This is a genomic window from Halomonas sp. ISL-56, assembly GCF_018612805.1.
Classification (GTDB): Bacteria; Pseudomonadota; Gammaproteobacteria; order Pseudomonadales; family Halomonadaceae; genus Vreelandella.
On sequence record NZ_JAGGRO010000019.1, the window covers coordinates 23,863 to 40,317 of the forward strand.

The 16,455-nt window shown below is 54.9% G+C and carries 17 protein-coding genes; 16 read left to right on the forward strand and 1 reads right to left on the reverse strand.

Annotated features, from left to right (window positions below):
* Positions 1 to 181: 181 nt before the first annotated feature.
* The 10 genes from J7J49_RS15940 to dtd all read left to right on the forward strand — a co-directional run bounded on the left by J7J49_RS15940 (position 182) and on the right by dtd (position 9,060).
* Positions 182 to 811 carry a c-type cytochrome gene (locus J7J49_RS15940; RefSeq protein ID WP_064235727.1) on the forward strand — a complete coding sequence of 210 codons (630 nt, stop codon included), beginning with the start codon at positions 182 to 184 and terminating at the stop codon, positions 809 to 811.
* Positions 812 to 994: 183 nt separating this feature from the next.
* The gene (locus tag J7J49_RS15945) at positions 995 to 1,627 is read left to right on the forward strand and encodes a thiol:disulfide interchange protein DsbA/DsbL (protein WP_064235799.1); all 633 of its coding nucleotides are present in this window, start codon (positions 995 to 997) and stop codon (positions 1,625 to 1,627) included.
* A gap of 2 nt (positions 1,628 to 1,629) precedes the next feature.
* Positions 1,630 to 2,466 (forward strand): endonuclease/exonuclease/phosphatase family protein, encoded by an 837-nt coding sequence (locus J7J49_RS15950; protein ID WP_353048387.1) that lies wholly within the window; start codon positions 1,630 to 1,632, stop codon positions 2,464 to 2,466.
* Between the two features lie 102 nt (positions 2,467 to 2,568).
* Positions 2,569 to 3,129, forward strand: coding sequence for a TRAP transporter small permease subunit (locus tag J7J49_RS15955; protein WP_007112318.1), 561 nt, complete (start codon positions 2,569 to 2,571; stop codon positions 3,127 to 3,129).
* The gene (locus tag J7J49_RS15960; RefSeq protein ID WP_215093979.1) at positions 3,129 to 4,532 is read left to right on the forward strand and encodes a TRAP transporter large permease; all 1,404 of its coding nucleotides are present in this window, start codon (positions 3,129 to 3,131) and stop codon (positions 4,530 to 4,532) included. Before J7J49_RS15955 ends, J7J49_RS15960 begins: the two co-directional genes overlap by 1 nt.
* A gap of 188 nt (positions 4,533 to 4,720) precedes the next feature.
* Positions 4,721 to 5,833 (forward strand): TRAP transporter substrate-binding protein, encoded by a 1,113-nt coding sequence (locus J7J49_RS15965; protein ID WP_064235724.1) that lies wholly within the window; start codon positions 4,721 to 4,723, stop codon positions 5,831 to 5,833.
* 171 nt (positions 5,834 to 6,004) lie between these two features.
* Entirely contained in the window at positions 6,005 to 6,835 is an 831-nt protein-coding gene (gene thiD, locus J7J49_RS15970; protein WP_215093981.1) for a bifunctional hydroxymethylpyrimidine kinase/phosphomethylpyrimidine kinase, read from the forward strand.
* 127 nt (positions 6,836 to 6,962) lie between these two features.
* Positions 6,963 to 7,856, forward strand: coding sequence for a universal stress protein (locus J7J49_RS15975; protein WP_215093983.1), 894 nt, complete (start codon positions 6,963 to 6,965; stop codon positions 7,854 to 7,856).
* A gap of 137 nt (positions 7,857 to 7,993) precedes the next feature.
* The gene (locus J7J49_RS15980) at positions 7,994 to 8,578 is read left to right on the forward strand and encodes a chalcone isomerase family protein (protein ID WP_215093985.1); all 585 of its coding nucleotides are present in this window, start codon (positions 7,994 to 7,996) and stop codon (positions 8,576 to 8,578) included.
* A gap of 44 nt (positions 8,579 to 8,622) precedes the next feature.
* Positions 8,623 to 9,060 (forward strand): D-aminoacyl-tRNA deacylase, encoded by a 438-nt coding sequence (gene dtd, locus J7J49_RS15985; RefSeq protein ID WP_215093987.1) that lies wholly within the window; start codon positions 8,623 to 8,625, stop codon positions 9,058 to 9,060.
* A gap of 15 nt (positions 9,061 to 9,075) precedes the next feature.
* On the opposite strand, the gene J7J49_RS15990 is transcribed toward dtd, so the two are convergent.
* Complete coding sequence (locus J7J49_RS15990; RefSeq protein ID WP_215093989.1) at positions 9,076 to 11,037, reverse strand: ATP-binding cassette domain-containing protein; 1,962 nt, start codon at positions 11,035 to 11,037, stop codon at positions 9,076 to 9,078.
* 29 nt (positions 11,038 to 11,066) lie between these two features.
* On the opposite strand from J7J49_RS15990, the gene J7J49_RS15995 reads away from it, so the two are divergent.
* The 6 genes from J7J49_RS15995 (at position 11,067) to bamJ (ending at position 16,452) form a co-directional block, all read left to right on the forward strand.
* Positions 11,067 to 11,654, forward strand: coding sequence for a TIGR02444 family protein (locus tag J7J49_RS15995; RefSeq protein WP_064235719.1), 588 nt, complete (start codon positions 11,067 to 11,069; stop codon positions 11,652 to 11,654).
* 260 nt (positions 11,655 to 11,914) lie between these two features.
* Positions 11,915 to 12,964: a TRAP transporter substrate-binding protein gene (locus J7J49_RS16000; protein WP_064235718.1), complete on the forward strand. Its 1,050-nt coding sequence runs from the start codon at positions 11,915 to 11,917 to the stop codon at positions 12,962 to 12,964.
* A gap of 309 nt (positions 12,965 to 13,273) precedes the next feature.
* A complete protein-coding gene (locus J7J49_RS16005) occupies positions 13,274 to 13,852 on the forward strand; it encodes a TRAP transporter small permease (RefSeq protein WP_215093991.1) in 579 nt (192 codons plus the stop codon).
* 30 nt (positions 13,853 to 13,882) lie between these two features.
* Entirely contained in the window at positions 13,883 to 15,166 is a 1,284-nt protein-coding gene (locus J7J49_RS16010; protein ID WP_064235716.1) for a TRAP transporter large permease, read from the forward strand.
* Between the two features lie 21 nt (positions 15,167 to 15,187).
* Complete coding sequence (locus J7J49_RS16015; RefSeq protein ID WP_022521256.1) at positions 15,188 to 15,631, forward strand: universal stress protein; 444 nt, start codon at positions 15,188 to 15,190, stop codon at positions 15,629 to 15,631.
* 140 nt (positions 15,632 to 15,771) lie between these two features.
* Positions 15,772 to 16,452: a BamJ family beta-barrel-assembly machinery protein gene (gene bamJ / locus J7J49_RS16020; RefSeq protein ID WP_064235715.1), complete on the forward strand. Its 681-nt coding sequence runs from the start codon at positions 15,772 to 15,774 to the stop codon at positions 16,450 to 16,452.
* The last annotated feature ends 3 nt before the right edge of the window (positions 16,453 to 16,455 follow it).

The following is a 16,455-nucleotide window of genomic DNA, read 5'->3' on the forward strand; positions in this document are numbered from 1 at the left end:
GGTGATTCGTTATAATACAAGCGGTTTATATCTGCGACCTGGGGCGCTAGTGTACCATCGCGATACGTTGTTGGTGTTAGCGGAGGTTGGTATTGGCGGAGCTAACCCTGGTAACTTGTGAAACCTGGGAGGCGCTCAGGGTGCGTACCAGTCAAACATAAAACGGCATAGTGGAATAGCAATGAGAAAGTTACTGGCAAGCCTAGCAATTACCATGGGCGCCGTTGGCATCGCCCACGCTCAAACGGACTATCAAGCCGATGCAGACGCATCCGCTGGCCAGGAAATGGCCCAAACTTGCGCCGCCTGTCATGGGCAACAGGGCATTAGCCCATCGGGCGCTTTCCCTAACCTGGCGGGTCAGCAGATGTCTTATCTGGCTAAGCAGATTATGGATATCCGCGACGGCAACCGCATGGTTCCCCAAATGGCTGGTCAGGTAGATGACTACTCTGATCAAGACGCCTGGGACGTAGCGGCACACTTTGCACGCCAAGATGCCAATCTAGGCCAAACCAGTGACGAAGACGCTGAGTTACTGGCCCGCGGTGAAGAACTTTACCGCGCTGGCGATATGTCCAAGGGCATCCCAGCCTGTGCTGCCTGTCACACACCGACCGGTGTCGGTATCGGTAGCGCCGTTTATCCGGGCCTTTCTGGTCAGCACGCTGAGTACACGGTCTCAACGCTGCAGGATTTCGCGGCAGGCGATCGTAACAATAGTCCCAACAACATCATGGGCGACATTGCTTCAAAAATGAGCGACAACGATATGGAAGCAGTGGCTAATTATTTGTTAGGTTTGAACTAACGTTTTAACAAACTCGTTTCAAACTGGAAATAAGCAGCCTCAACACTTCCTCATGTCGTTTGCGGGCCCTCACTTGGTAACGTGCTTGTAACGTTCGCTAGCTGAGGGAACCCGCTCATGTATCCACGGTCTCACTTTTCGCTTACTCATGGAGAGTCTTTTAAGATGTCTAAAACGCAAGCGATGTTAAAAACGCTAATGGCCGCACTGGTTGGTTTGGGGCTTTCTGCGGCAGTGAGTGCCCAGGAAGTGGTTGAGGGTCAGCACTATGAGGTGCTTGAAGCGCCGGTAGAGACCCAGGTTGACGATGGGCAAGTTGAAGTCACCGAAGTTTTTTGGTTTGGCTGCCCGCACTGCTACCGTCTGCAAACGCCGATTAACGAGTGGTACGAGACCCTGGACGACGACGTCAGTGTCGTCAAAATGCCTGCCACCATGGGCGGCGATTGGAATACCCACGCGACAGCATTTTACGCGGCTGAGTCGCTGGGCATCGAAGATGAGCTACACGCTGATTTCTTTAACGCCATCCATAAGGAAAAACAGTCGCTCACAGAACCCGATGAGATTGCAGCTTTCTTCGCCAACTATGGCGTCAGTGAAGAAGAAGCCAAGCAGGCGCTGACCAACTTTAGTGTGCGTAGCGAAGTGAATGAGGCTAACCGGCGCATGCGTCAAATGAAGTTGATGGGTGTGCCAGCCCTAGTGATTGATGGCCGTTTTCTGGTAACGCCGAGTTCAGCCGGCAGCCTTGATAACATGCCGAAAATCGCTGAAGCGTTGGTCGAGCAGGTGCGTGCTGAGCGCGCAGAATAACCGTGTTGCGTGAAGTGAGGGAGCGTGATGAAGCAGCCATAATCGGCCCACGCTCGACGCTGCTTGAAGACGGGCACTTGCGTTTGCTTACCTTTAATTTACAGGTGGGCATCCAGACATCTGCGTATCATCACTACCTTACCCGTAGCTGGCAGCACCTACTGCCTCACCCGCGACGCCAGAAGCGGCTGGACGTGATGGGAGAAGTGCTGAGCAAGTTTGATGTGGTGGGGCTTCAAGAGGTCGATGGCGGTAGTTTTCGCTCAAGCCGCGTCAACCAAGTGGAGTATCTCGCTGCCAAAGCGGGGTTTCCCCACCATGTTCAGCAGCTCAACCGCAATCTGGGCCGCATCGCTCAGCACAGTAACGGTTTACTCTCGCGGTTGGTGCCCAGCCAAATAGAAGAACACCGTTTGCCAGGTGCCATGCCTGGTCGCGGCGCGATTCACGCACGTTTTGGCGAAGGGCCGGATGCGCTGCACGTATTCGTCGCCCACTTGGCGCTTAGCCATCGTGGCCGGGTGCGCCAGCTCAATTATTTAAGCGAGATTATCCAACCGTTACGCCACGTGGTGGTAATGGGGGATCTCAACTGTACCCCTGACCAGTTGCATGCCCATGAGCGTTTCAGTGCGTCGCTACCGCTGCACCCGGTTAAACCCCTGCTTAGCTACCCCTCCTGGCAGCCGCGCCGGGCGCTGGATCATATCCTGTTGTCGCAGTCGTTAGAGGCCGCCGAAGTTCGGGTGTTAGATCATCTGTTCTCTGATCACCTGCCGATCGCCGTCGATCTCCCCTTGCCCGAGGCCTGTTTAACGGCCATTCGCCCAAGCGTTTAATAATAACCATGCTGTGCAGCGCGTGGGCGCTGCATTGTCCGCGTATATGCGCTATTGTCTGGGGCGCTGACTCCCCTTAGTCGTTTTACGCGAGACACTTCCATGTCGGACACAACACAACTACCTGCATTTATTGGTGCGCTGGACCGCGCTTCAGAGTGGTTCGGACGTACCCTTGCGTGGCTGATCATCATTATGATGTTGATTCAGTTCGCGATTGTACTGCTTCGTTATGCCTTCAGTGTGAACAGCATTTTTATGCAAGAGCTAGTGATGTATATGCACGCCAGTGTCTTTATGCTTGCGGCCGCCTATACGTTTCGTCACGACGGCCACGTGCGGGTTGATATTTTCTATCGAGGCATGACCCCGCGCCGCCAAGCGTTAATCAATGTCGTGGGCATTATTACGCTACTGATTCCGGTGATGATCTTTATCATTGCTTCTAGCCTGGGCTATGTCGCTAACTCCTGGCGTATCCTGGAAAGCTCCCCTGATTACGGCGGTATTCCAGCCGTCTACGCGCTGAAAACCTTAATACCGCTGTTTGCCGTGCTGATGATCGTGCAAGGCGTCATTGAGATTGTGCGCAATGGCTACGTGATGGCCGGGCGGATAGTGCCGTCCGCAGCCGGTGGCAATCATCTTGAGGAGCGTGTTTGATGCTGGAATTCATGCCGATTATTTTATTTGCCGTTATATGCATTGTGTTGATGTTCGGCTTTCCCGTAGCACTCTCCCTGGCGGGTACGGCGCTGCTGTTTGCCGGTATGGGGCTGGGTCTTGAAGCGATAGGTATCGACGCCAACTTTGATAGCGGCTATCTCGCCGCCTTGCCCAACCGGCTCTACGGCATAATGACCAACCAAACGCTGTTGGCGGTGCCGCTGTTTGTGTTGATGGGCGTGTTGCTGGAAAAATCTAAAGTGGCTGAAACGCTGCTGGATGCCATGGCCTTGTTGTTTGGCGCTATGCGCGGCGGTTTGGGTATTTCGGTGACGCTGGTGGGTATGTTGATGGCGGCCTCAACCGGTATTGTGGGGGCCACCGTGGTCACCATGGGGCTGATGTCACTGCCGACAATGCTTAAGCGTGGCTACAGCACATCGTTGGCCACAGGCACCATTTGCGCTACCGGCACCTTGGGCCAAATCATTCCACCCTCCATCGCCCTGGTACTGCTGGGTGACGTGCTGTCATCGGCGTATCAGCAAGCGCAGCTGGACATGGGCATTTTTAGCCCTAAAACCGTTTCGGTGGGCGACCTGTTTATGGGCGCGCTAGTGCCTGGCTTGCTGCTGGTCGTGATGTATATGATTTACGTCGCCCTGGTGGCCTGGTTGCGCCCGCATATGGCGCCTGCTGCTGACCGTGAAGAGTTAATGGCTGAGCTTGGCCATACCTCAGGGATTGGCATGCTGCTGCTCAAAGGGCTGGTGCCTCCCGTGGTGCTGATTGTGGCGGTACTGGGCTCGATCTTAAGTGGTTTTGCCACGCCTACGGAGGCCTCCGCAGTAGGCGCCTTTGGCGCTCTAGTGTTGGCACTGGCTTACCGTCAGCTCGACTGGGCGACGTTGAAAGACGTGCTACGCTCAACGACTCACGTCACCACCATGGTGTTTTTGATCCTGATCGGTGCGGCGCTGTTTTCGCTGGTGTTTCGTGCCTATGGCGGCGAACACATGGTCACCGAACTGTTCGAGTCAATGCCCGGCGGGGTGGTAGGCGCTACGATCATCGTTATGCTGGTGATTTTTCTGCTCGGCTTTATTCTCGACTTTATCGAAATCACTTTCGTGGTGGTGCCGATCGTCGGGCCGATTCTGCTCGCCATGGGGCTTGATCCGATTTGGCTGGGGATCATGATCGCGATCAACCTGCAAACGTCGTTTTTAACGCCACCTTTTGGCTTCGCGCTGTTCTACCTGCGCGGCGTGGCGCCGCCGTCTGTGTCTACATCGGCGATTTACCGTGGCGTTATCCCGTTTATTTTGATGCAGCTGGGTATGCTGCTCATGCTGAGCTTCTTCCCGCAGCTAGCAACATGGCTGCCTGATCAGTTTTAGTTCAAGGGCAATGAGTAGACGTCTAGTGAGTTGAAATACATCGCAGCTATCAACGGATAGATGTGGCAACCTAATTAAAAAGCAGTTAATAGCCATGAATGGCCTGTAGCAAACCGCCTGGTGTTCTACGCTAGGCGGAGTATTCCCTACTCAATAATAGTAATAATAGAAAGTAAGAGGGTTATTGTATGAAAGCCAAAACACTCCCCGTCGCCATTGCCATGACGACCGCTCTCTCCGCCAGTTTGCTGGTGGTCTCTAGTGTTGATAATCACGCCCAGGCACAAGAAGACGAGTTTCGGTGGAAAATGGTCACCTCCTGGCCGAAGAATTTCCCAGGGGTTGGCCAAGGCCCTGAGCGCCTATCGCAGCTGGTTGATGAAATGTCGAATGGTCGTTTGACCATTGAGGTCTTCGGGGCTGGCCAATTGGTGCCGGGTTTTGAGGTGTTTGACGCCGTTTCCGACGGCACCGCTGAACTTGGCCACTCTGCCTCCTATTACTGGAAGGGCAAAGCACCTGCCGCACAGTTCTTTGCCGCTGTGCCGTTTGGGATGAACGCCCAAGAGATGAACGCCTGGCTAAGCTATGGCGGTGGCATGGAGCTGTGGAACGAGCTTTACGATGACTTTGGCGTTGACGTAATGGTCGCGGGTGCCTCAGGCGTGCAGATGGGCGGCTGGTACAATAAAGAAATTAACTCGGTTGACGATCTAAACGGCCTGAAAATGCGCATGCCCGGCCTGGGTGGCGAAGTCATGAGCCGCATGGGCGTGGCCATTGTTAACATGCCTGGCGGCGAAATCTTTACCTCGCTACAGTCGGGGGCGATTGACGCAACCGAGTGGATTGGCCCCTATAACGACTTGGCGTTTGGCCTGCATCAAGCTGCCGACTATTACTACTATCCAGGCTGGCACGAGCCGACGGTGATGTTCGAGGCGATCGTTAACGAAGAGGCTTATGCGGAGCTGCCAGCGGATCTGCAGGCGATCCTGCGTAGCGCGATTAGCGACATCAACCAAAGCGTGCTGGATGAGTACACCGCGCGTAACAACGACGCGCTGGAAACCCTGGTCAACGAGCACAGTGTTGAGTTACGCCGCATTCCTGACGATGTACTCGCTCAAGCCCGCGAACATTCGGCTGATGTGGTTGCAGAGTTGGCGGAATCAAGCGAGCTGGCCACGCGTATCTATGACTCTTATCAAGCGTTCCAGGAAAAAGTTGAGGATTACCACGCCATCTCCGAGCAAGCGTACTACAACGCCCGCAACCCCGAAGGTGACACCGCCCAATAGTTGGCCGTGCTCGACGTACACGAACGCAATGGCCGCCTGCGGGCGGCTTTTGTGTGGCTGGCAGTTACGTTTTCGGCAGCATAAGGCGCGCAGCTTGGGTATCCTAGTGGGTATCTTAAAAGCAGGCGCACAGTGGCGTTTGTTTTGCCGATTTTGTCGTGAAGGAGCCTCATGTCTACCCATTCCCATCTTCGCAATGTGCTTACCATCGCGGGTTCCGACCCGTCCGGTGGCGCTGGTCTACAGGGCGATTTAAAAACCTTTTCAGCCCTCGGCGTTTACGGCACCAACGTAATTACCGCGGTGATTGCCCAAAACACCTGCGGCGTGGCCTCGGTATACCCTGTTGCCCCTCAGGCCATTCGCGAGCAGTTGGAGCACCTGCTGGATGATGTGGCGATAGAGGCGGTTAAAATTGGCATGGTGGCCAGCCGCGAGGTCGCCGAGGTGATCGCCGATGTGCTGCGTCAGCGCCGCCCACGCTGGATTGTGCTCGACCCTGTGATGGTCGCTAAGAGCGGCGATATTCTGGTCGGCGATGAAGGCATTCGCGCTGTACGCGATATTCTCGTGCCACTGGCCGATGTGATTACCCCTAATCTGCCGGAGGCCGCGGTGCTGCTCGACACGCCGTCGCCCACCAGCTTAGACGCCATGGAGGCGATGCTACCGGGCTTGGCGCAGTTGGGCGCGCCCTATGTGGTGTTAAAAGGCGGCCATCTAAGGGGGGCGACCTGTCCGGATCTATTGGCAACCCCCAACGGCCATGAGTGGTTGCCCGCCTCGCGTATCGATACCGACAATTTACACGGTACCGGCTGTGCGCTCTCTTCGGCGATTGCCGCCTGCCTGGCGAAGCTCCCCGTGGATGCCGACGCGGATGCCCCGGTAGCCGCGATCAGCGATGCCAAGCAGTGGCTGCACGCGGCGTTAGAAGCGAGCGTGCGTCTAAATGTAGGCAAAGGCCGCGGCCCGGTGCATCATTTTCACGCCTGGTGGTGATGGGGTGTAGTGCGATAAGGCATGTGGGCAATCGGTAACTTGCCAGAAACCGCATTGCGCACCATGCTAAGGAGTGTTTGCTTAACGGCTTGTAAGGCTGAGTTGCTCAGCCGAGGAGCGTTTCGCCATGCCTCGTTCGATCCCAAGTACCAACCCAAGTACTATCCCAAGTACGAACCCAAGTACGATCCTATTCGCCACCGATCTTTCTGCTGACAATCGCGCGGCGTTTGCCCGGGCATTACGCTTGGCCTACGCCCGAGGGGTACAGCTAGATGTGCTGCACGTGTTGGATCCTTACCTGCCGCGGCGTGTGCTGCGTGATGTCGAGAGCGCGGTGGTGGAAGACATCACCACCATGCTGACGGATCTACGCGAAGACTACGCCCTGGAGGCGCCGAAAACGCTGATCCAGACCGTGACCGGTTCACCTCACGTTGAAATTGTCCGTGAAGCCCACGAGCGCAATGCCGAGCTGATTGTGCTGGGCATGCATCGCAAGCGCGGGCAAAAAGACCTGCTGGCGGGCACTACCGCTATGCGCGTGCTGCGCAGCGCCCCTTGCCCGGTGGTGGTCTCTTCTCATCAGCCCACCCAACCTTGGCAGCACATCCTGGTGCCGATCGATTTTTCACTAACGGCGCGGCATACCTTGAAAGAGGCGCTGATTCGCTTTCCTGAAGCCACGCTCACCCTACTGCACGCCTGGACACTGCCCGGTGAACGCGAACTGGGTTCGCAAGCCTATTACGCCCACTGGCGAGAGCATGAGGTGCTACGGCTACGCGAGCAGTTGAATAATGAAATTGATACCCTGATGAGAGAGCTTGACGGCGTGCCCGACGTTGAATTGGTGCTAGAGCAAGGCGCGCCCTGTGACGTGCTGCAGGCGTACATGAAGCGCCACTCGCCGGATCTGGTGATGATTGGCAGTCGCGGGCAGCCCCATCACACCAGCCAGCTAACCGAGATGCTGCTGTGTGAACCGCACTGCGATCTAATGCTCTGCCGCGCTTGGTAAGCGAGTGCTATTAAAAAATAAGTGCTATTAGAAATAAGTGCTATTAGAAAAAGTACTGTGCTGACAATAGTGAGTATTGTACGGAACCTTTATTTCTATTATCGGTATGTATAGATATTATGCCGTAAGGAGGTTCTATGTACACATGCATATTGGGTGCTAGGCGTGTCGTTCAATTGTCACTGCTTCTCGCGGGGCTCTCGTTAATGCCCTGGGCGATGGCCAGCAGTGTGACCGAAAAAGGCGAGGTGTTTGAGCGCACCGTAGAGGAACACGGCCAGCGCTATGGCCTGATCGGGAGCGGCGTGTTTCGTTACATGATCTGGACGGCCTACGCTGGCGCCTATTACCAACTTGAAGGTGAAACCCAGCCGCAGCCGTTGAGCGACGTACCACGGCGTCTGGAGTTGGCTTATTTTCACGCCATCGACGCCTCCGACTTTGCTGAAGCGACTGAGAAAACGCTCAAAGATACTCTCACTCTGTATGAATTCAATCAGATTAAAGAGCCACTTGCGCGTTTAAATCAGCGCTATCGGGACGTAGTGCCTGGAGATCGCTACCTGCTTAGCTGGAACGGCGAGCAGCTGCGTCTGGCGCTAAATGGAGAGGTGCTGCTTGAAGAGGAGAATGCAGAGTTTGCCAGTGCGATGTTTAGCATTTGGCTCGGCGAGCGCCCACTAGGTGAGGGCTTTCGCGATGCGCTGCTAGGGATAAATTAACAAGCAGTCGTTATAATCGCCGTTTGTTAGTTCGGAGAAGCTTTGTGAAGGCACTCATTCAGCGCGTTAAGCGCGCCAGCGTAGAGGTTGAAGGTGAGATCGTTGGCAGCATCGATCACGGCCTGCTGGCGCTGGTGGGGGTGGAGAAGCACGATGACGCGGCCGCTGTAGAAAAGCTGCTGCATAAGCTGCTCCACTACCGCGTGTTTGGCGACGCTGACGGTAAGATGAATCACAACCTACAGCAGGTGGGCGGTGGCTTGCTGCTGGTTTCTCAGTTCACTCTGGCAGCAGATACTCACAAAGGGCTGCGGCCCAGCTTCTCCAGCGCCGCTCCCCCAGCCAAAGGTGAAGAGCTGTTTAACTTGCTGGTTAGCCAAGCGCAAACTGCCTGGCCGAACGTGGCCACCGGTGAGTTTGGCGCCGATATGCAGGTAGCGCTTATCAACGATGGCCCGGTAACGTTTTTGCTGGAAAACTAGTTTGGTTTTCTAGCGCTAGCTTTCCGCACCTTCGCTGGCGAGCAGCTCCGCCTCCATGGCCTCTTCGGCGCTAAGCCACTGCCGTTCCGACGCATCTAAACGTGCTTTAATTTCCGCTTGCTGGCTAAGCGTCTTGGTTAGTTCGGCTTTGCGAGCGCTGTCGGTATAAAGCTCTGGGTCTGCCAGGACTTGCTCTACTGTATCGAGTTCCTGCTGGGCTTTTTCCATGGTTTTTTCCGCCTGATCGCGCTGTTTTTTCAGCGGGCGCAGCTTTTCGCGTAGCTCGGCGGCCGCTTTGCGCGACGCCTTGCGCGCTTCACGGCTGTCGCCGCTGGGCTGCTGGTTCTGGCGCTCGGCTTTTTCACCGCGGGAATCCCGGCGACTCTCTTCCAGGCGCGCTTTGAGCCAAACCCGGTAGTCCTCCAAATCGCCATCGAAGGGCTCGACGCGGTTATCCGCCACCTTCCAAAACTCATCCACCGTGGCGCGCAGTAGGTGACGGTCGTGGGAGACCAGAATAACCGTGCCTTCGAAGCTGGCCAGCGCCTGGGTCAGCGCCTCGCGCATCTCTAAGTCCAGGTGGTTGGTGGGCTCATCGAGCAGTAACAGGTTGGGTTTTTGCCAAGCGACGAGGGCCAGCGCCAGGCGGGCTTTCTCACCGCCGGAGTAGTTGGCGACTTTGCCGAAGGCGTCATCGCCCTTAAAACCAAAGCCGCCCAGGAAGTTACGAATCTCCTGGTCGCTGGCGGTGGGCGAAAGGCGCTGCACGTGCACAAAGGGCGTCGAGGTGACATCCAACCCTTCAAGCTGATGCTGAGCGAAATACCCAATCGCCAAGTGCTCGCCGGGTACGCGCTTGCCATTGAGCAGTGCTAGTTCCCCGGTGAGCGACTTAATCAGCGTCGATTTACCCGCTCCGTTGGGGCCCAGCAGACCAATGCGGCTGCCGGGCAGTAAGGTAACGTTGACCTTATCCAGCTGCACATTGTCATCACCCCCATTTTCACCGGGATAACCCAACTGTGCCTGATCCAGCACCAGCAGTGGGTGCGAGGTTTTATCGGCTGCGGGCAGCGTAAAGTGGAAGGGGGAATCGACGTGGGCAACGGCGATATCTTCCATCCGCTCGAGCATTTTGACCCGGCTTTGCGCTTGCTTCGCCTTGGTCGCCTGGGCGCGGAAGCGGGCGATAAAACGCTCAATCTCTTCCCGGCGCGCCTGCTGTTTGGCGGCTTCCGCTTGCTGCAGGGCAAGCTTTTCGGCACGGGTGCGCTCAAACTGGGAGTAATTACCGCGGTACAGCTCCAGGGTTTGGTGATGCATATGCACGATGTGGTCGCACACCGCATCCAGGAAGTCGCGGTCGTGGGAAATCAGCAGCAGGGTGCCAGGGTAGCGGGTCAGCCACTGCTCCAGCCACAGCAGGGCGTCCAGATCCAGGTGGTTGGTGGGCTCATCGAGTAGCAGTAGGTCGGAAGGCATAAACAGCGTGCGGGCGAGGTTGACCCGCATCCGCCAGCCGCCGGAAAACGCCGACAGCGGGCGGCTAAGGTCAGACTGAATAAAGCCTAGCCCCACCAGCAACTGCGCCGCGCGTGATTCTGCGCGGTAGCCATCCAGGGTTTCAATTAACCCGTGCAGCTCGGCTTCTCGGTGGGCTTCACCGGCTTCTCTGGCAGCCAATAAATCGGCTTCAGCCTTGCGTAGCGCCAAGTCGCCATCGAGTACATACTCGATAATCGGGCGGTCGAGGGCGTCAACTTCTTGGGCCATATGCGCAATGCGCTGGCCGCCGCTCATCTCGACATCGCCCTGGTCGGGGGCAAGCTCACCGAGCAGAAGTTTGAACAGGCTCGATTTACCGGCGCCGTTTGCCCCGATAATCCCGGCTTTTACCCCGTTATGAAGGGTAACGTCCGCGTTGTCGAGTAGCGTTTGCGTGCCGCGTTGCAGGGCGACTTGGCGCAGTGCGATCATGCCTTCTCCCGAAGAAAGTGGGTCATTTGATGCGAAACTCTATTGCGCTTGATTCTACCCGATTGCAGCGCCTACAGCAGACACCGTTATGGGATTTTGCACTGGCGCTGTATGCCAAGCCCGGCGTTGAAGCAGCTTGCCTGAGGCTTCAAGAGGAGGCCGAACTAGATGTATGCGAGGTGCTGTTTCACTGTTGGCTCTACTCCTGCGGACTTGAAGTCATACCTACAGCGGTGGCTCGTCAGCGTGAGCAACGGCGCCTTTGGCAGAGCCGTGTGACGGGGGTGTTGCGCGGATTACGGCGCGATTTAAAAGCCACTGCGGCGGAAAGCGAGTCCATAGCGGCTCTGCGCGAAACTATTAAACAGGCAGAGTTGATGGCTGAACGTGAGAACCTTCAACGTTGGCAAACGTGGGTATGGGAGTCACCAAGCGATGAGCAACGTGTGGTAAACGTTGTCGAAATGTCGCTAGATGCAGCTAAATGGTTGCGAAAGCAGCTGTTTTCTACTCAAGTTGACCAGCTCTCTGGCGACGCCTTGAAAGCGCAAAATGTATGTCTCGATGCGCTACATACGCTTACTTGCCAGCTTGACCCTCACCGAGGAGCGCGCTAGCCTGAATTTAAGCTGTTTTTGAAATACCTAGCGTTATTCGCCCGCGAATGTGCAGTATGAACAGCATTGTTTGTGTAAATACTGTGTGTAGATATCGTCTGTAAGCGGATATCGATTAGCGAATAACAAGCCCGTGTTGAGAAACGCAGAGCTGACCTGAATTAACCTAAATTTAGACAATTGGGTTCTCAAAACGGGTTTTAAAAACTAGGTTGTTGCGCACTCGTACAGCGCGCTTACCACTGCAAGGGGAACATCGCATGAAGGCAAGCAAATCCGTTTCTACTATTAATTCTGTCACTACCAAGTTATTGACCACGGCCAGTGTGGGTGCACTGCTGTTTGGTCTCAGCGCCGCTGCTCAAGCAGACAACTGGCGCTACGCTCACGAAGAGTATGAAGGCGACGTTCAAGACGTTTTTGCCTACGCTTTTAAAGAGTATATTGAAGATAACTCAGACCACACCGTACAAGTTTACCGCTTTGGTGAACTGGGTGAGTCTGACGACATTATGGAGCAGACCCAGAACGGTATTCTGCAGTTTGTAAACCAATCGCCTGGCTTCACTGGCGCCCTGATCCCTGAAGCGCAAATCTTCTTTATTCCTTACCTGCTACCGACCGACGAAGAGACCGTACTGACGTTCTTCGACGAAAGTAAGGCGATCAATGAGATGTTTCCAGCGCTTTATGCCGAGCAAGGCTTAGAACTGCTGAAAATGTATCCAGAAGGCGAAATGGTCATCACCACCAATGAGCCGTTCGCTACGCCTGATGAGCTAAATAACAAAAAAATCCGTACCATGACAAACCCGCTACTGACAGAGACCTACGACGCCTTCGGCGCTACGCCGACGCCGTTACCGTGGGGTGAAGTCTACGGTGGTTTGCAGACCGGCATCATTGACGGTCAAGAGAACCCAATTTTCTGGATCGAGTCCGGTGGCTTGTACGAGGTGTCTCCGCACCTGACATTTACCGGCCATGGCTGGTTTACCACTGCGATGATGGCCAACCAAGACTTCTACGAAGGCCTATCTGAAGAAGATCAAACGCTGGTGAACGAAGCCTCTGAAGCTGCGTATGACCACACGATTGAACATATCAAAGGCTTGGCTGAAGAGTCGCTAGAGAAGATTCAGGCAGCGTCTGATGAAGTGACGGTGACACGTCTTGATGAAGAGCAAATCCAAGCCTTCCGTGAGCGTGCTCCGCAGGTCGAAGAAGCCTTCCTGGAAATGACGGGTGAAGGTGGTGCAGAGCTACTTGAGCAGTTTAAAGCTGACCTTGAAGCCGTAACCAACGAGTAATCACTCTCTAAGCCATAGTGGCGCACGAGTGATTATCAGGGGGCAGCAAAGGCTGCCCCTTTTTATTGTGCGGTGGTAAGGCGTAGGCCATTCGGGGCTGTTTTAACGTCGTTACTGTCGGGTTACGTACATCTAGCGTTGAATCACCTGCAGCTGCATGCCGTTACGCTAGAGTTCACTTCTGGCCAATGGTACGAAGTAGATGTGAGCTAGACAGGTGTGCAGTAGATAGGTCTTGAATAACGCTGTGTTTATTGTGCCGACGGCACTTAACTGATGCCGTTAGAGCCGTTCAAAAGGAGTCCGGCCATGACCGATGATGAGATGGAAAAGAGTTACCGCTCCGGTTTGCCGGGCGTGTTAGGTGTGATCGACACTGCAATTAGCAAAATAGAAGCCGTGATTCTCGCGATGGGTGTTTTGCTAATGGCGCTGAATACGGTCACCAACGTGGTTGCTCGCTTTGTATTTGGCAACAGCATCATGTTTTCTGGTGAGCTGAATAGAATTTTAATCATCATGATTACCTTTGCGGGCATTGGCTATGCCGCGCGTCACGGTCGCCATATTCGTATGTCGGCTATTTATGATGCGTTGCCGGTCGGTGGGCGTAGAGTGCTGATGATCTGCATTGCGCTGTTCACTGCGCTGGTGATGTTTTTCTTACTCTACTATTCGGTTGTTTATATTATTGATCTGCAGAGCAAAGGTCGCGTGTTGCCTTCCTTGGGCTTACCAGTGTGGATCATTTACCTGTGGGTGCCGATGGGCTTTCTAATCACCGGTATTCAATACTTGCTGACCGCCGTTAAAAACTTCACGTCCCACGATGTCTATCTTTCGACGGGCGTGGTGGATGGTTACAAAGACACCGAAACAGAAGTCTAACGCGGGACACTGCACCCTAGGGGAACAGCTATGACGACAATAATGGTCACCACCATGATTGCCCTGCTGCTGCTGGGCTTTCCAATGATGATTCCGCTGATTACCGCCGCGGTAATTGGCTTTTATATGATGTTTAACGGTTTCGGCCAAATGGATACGCTGATTCAGCAGATGATGGCGGGCATACGCCCGGCCTCACTCATTGCTGTGCCCATGTTTATCCTAGCCGCCGATATCATGACCCGTGGACAGTCGGCAAATCGACTGATCGATATGGTCATGTCGTTTATTGGCCACGTTAAAGGAGGCCTAGCGGTCAGCACCGCGGCTTCGTGCACGCTGTTTGGTGCTGTGTCCGGGTCTACCCAGGCAACCGTGGTCGCCGTTGGTTCGCCGCTGCGTCCTAAAATGCTCAAAGCGGGCTATTCGGACTCTTTCACGCTAGCGCTCATCATCAATGCCAGCGACATTGCGTTTTTGATTCCGCCCAGTATCGGTATGATTATTTACGGGGTTATCTCGGGTACTTCCATTGGCGAGCTGTTCATTGCCGGGATTGGGCCAGGGTTAATGATCCTGTTGATGTTTTCGGCCTACAGCGTTATTTATGCCATCGTAAAAGACGTACCTACCGAGCCAAAATCGAGCTGGAAAGAGCGTGCAGTAGCGGTTCAACAAGCGCTGTGGCCACTAGGTTTTCCGGTCATCATCGTGGGCGGGATCTACGGTGGTATTTTCAGCCCGACAGAGGCCGCTGCCGCCTGCGTACTGTATGCCGTTTTACTCGAGTTTGTGGTCTTCCGCTCGCTCAAAATGAACGACATTTATGCCATCGCTAAATCTACCGGCTTGATTACCGCCGTGGTATTTATCCTGGTGGCAGTGGGTAATGGCTTCTCGTGGATCATTTCGTTTGCCCAGATTCCACAAATGATCTTGGAGGCGGTGGGGGTCAATGATGCGGGCCCGACCGGGGTATTGATCGCCATCTGTATCTCCTTCTTTGTGGCCTGTATGTTTGTTGACCCGATCGTGGTCATTCTAGTGCTAACGCCCATTTTTGCGCCCGCCATTGCGGCAACGGGCCTAGATCCTGTGCTGGTAGGTATCTTGATTACCCTGCAGGTGGCGATAGGCTCAGCAACCCCGCCCTTTGGGTGCGATATATTCACGGCTATTGCGATTTTCAAGCGCCCCTATTGGGATGTGATCAAAGGCACGCCGCCGTTTATCTTCATGCTGATTTTAGCGGCCGCTCTGCTGATCATGTTCCCGCAAATTGCGCTGTTCCTACGCGATGTTGCCTTCCGCTAAACAGCCACAAGGAGTACGCGAATGTTTAATCGCATTTTAGTCCCGGTGGATGGTTCTAAAGGCGCCTTAAGGGCGCTGGAAAAGGCGGTGGGCTTGCATATGCTAACCGGCGCTGAGCTCTATTTGCTGTGCGTGTTTAAACACCACAGCCTGCTGGAAGCCTCGCTCTCTATGGTGCGGCCTAACCAGCTGGATATCCCAGATGATGCGTTAAAAGAGTACGCCACTGAGATCGCTGTGCATGCGAAATCCCATGCGATTGAACTGGGTGCGGACAGTGCCCGCGTGCGCGCTTTTGTGAAAGGGGGGCGGCCCTCGCGCATTATTGTGCGCTTTGCCCGTAAGCGAGAGTGCGACCTGATTGTGATTGGCGCCCAGGGCACCAATGGCGAGAAGAACCCGTTGTTGGGCAGCGTTTCTCAGCGTGTGGCGGGTGCCGCACACTGCCCTACGCTGGTCGTCTAATTCCGCTAAACCTCTCTCTCATTTTGTGGTCTTACTAACACCCACCACCCCCAAGATGCAGCTCGGGGCGGTGGGTGTTAGTCTTTGTGTGATACTGATTGGCGTTCGGCGCCGCTATATACAAGATAAAAGGATCTTTCATGAAACAATTGCTCTCTACCACGGCTCTGACAGGTTTGCTTTTGGTCGCTCCTTTTGCCGCGGCAGCGCCAGAAACTGATGAACAGCGCTTGGCTTATAGCCTGGGTGTCACCCTGGGTGAAAGCATGCAGGCAGACATCGAAGACCTAGATCTCGATGCGTTCACAGACGGCATGCGCGATGTGTTTGAAGGCAATGACTTGGCGCTCAATGAAGAAGAGATGACCGAAGCGTTGATGGCGTTCCAAGAGCAGTCCATGCAAGCGCGGCAAGCGGAAGCCGAAGAGCTGGCGCAGAACAATCTCGAAGAGGGTGAAGCCTTCCTGGCCGAGAACGCTGAGCGCGAGGAAGTGACCGTGACTGACTCTGGCCTTCAGTATGAAGTGCTTGAATCCGGCGATGGCGCCAAGCCTGGCCCTGAAGATACCGTTGAAGTGAACTATGAAGGCATGCTGTTAGACGGCACTGTCTTCGATAGCTCTTTTGAGCGCGGTGAATCCGTCAGCTTTCAAACCAACCAAGTGATCGAGGGTTGGCAGGAAGCGCTGCAGATGATGAGCGTCGGCGATAGCTGGATGCTGTATATTCCGGCTGATATTGCTTACGGCGAGAATGGCCAGGGGCCGATCGGGCCTAACGAAGTACTAACGTTCCGCGTTGACTTGCTAGGCGTTGAATAAGCG

Bases quoted from the DNA above. Each gene is read 5' to 3' on its own strand.
- J7J49_RS16015 (WP_022521256.1), top strand. From the start codon at position 15,188: ATGTTTAATCGCATTTTAGTCCCGGTGGATGGTTCTAAAGGCGCCTTA.
- bamJ (WP_064235715.1), top strand. From the start codon at position 15,772: ATGAAACAATTGCTCTCTACCACGGCTCTGACAGGTTTGCTTTTGGTC.
- J7J49_RS15940 (WP_064235727.1), top strand. From the start codon at position 182: ATGAGAAAGTTACTGGCAAGCCTAGCAATTACCATGGGCGCCGTTGGC.
- J7J49_RS15990 (WP_215093989.1), bottom strand. From the start codon at position 11,037: ATGATCGCACTGCGCCAAGTCGCCCTGCAACGCGGCACGCAAACGCTA.
- J7J49_RS15955 (WP_007112318.1), top strand. From the start codon at position 2,569: ATGTCGGACACAACACAACTACCTGCATTTATTGGTGCGCTGGACCGC.
- J7J49_RS15960 (WP_215093979.1), top strand. From the start codon at position 3,129: ATGCTGGAATTCATGCCGATTATTTTATTTGCCGTTATATGCATTGTG.
- J7J49_RS15975 (WP_215093983.1), top strand. From the start codon at position 6,963: ATGCCTCGTTCGATCCCAAGTACCAACCCAAGTACTATCCCAAGTACG.
- J7J49_RS16000 (WP_064235718.1), top strand. From the start codon at position 11,915: ATGAAGGCAAGCAAATCCGTTTCTACTATTAATTCTGTCACTACCAAG.
- J7J49_RS15995 (WP_064235719.1), top strand. From the start codon at position 11,067: ATGCGAAACTCTATTGCGCTTGATTCTACCCGATTGCAGCGCCTACAG.
- J7J49_RS16005 (WP_215093991.1), top strand. From the start codon at position 13,274: ATGACCGATGATGAGATGGAAAAGAGTTACCGCTCCGGTTTGCCGGGC.
- J7J49_RS16010 (WP_064235716.1), top strand. From the start codon at position 13,883: ATGACGACAATAATGGTCACCACCATGATTGCCCTGCTGCTGCTGGGC.
- J7J49_RS15945 (WP_064235799.1), top strand. From the start codon at position 995: ATGTTAAAAACGCTAATGGCCGCACTGGTTGGTTTGGGGCTTTCTGCG.
- J7J49_RS15965 (WP_064235724.1), top strand. From the start codon at position 4,721: ATGAAAGCCAAAACACTCCCCGTCGCCATTGCCATGACGACCGCTCTC.
- thiD (WP_215093981.1), top strand. From the start codon at position 6,005: ATGTCTACCCATTCCCATCTTCGCAATGTGCTTACCATCGCGGGTTCC.
- J7J49_RS15980 (WP_215093985.1), top strand. From the start codon at position 7,994: ATGTACACATGCATATTGGGTGCTAGGCGTGTCGTTCAATTGTCACTG.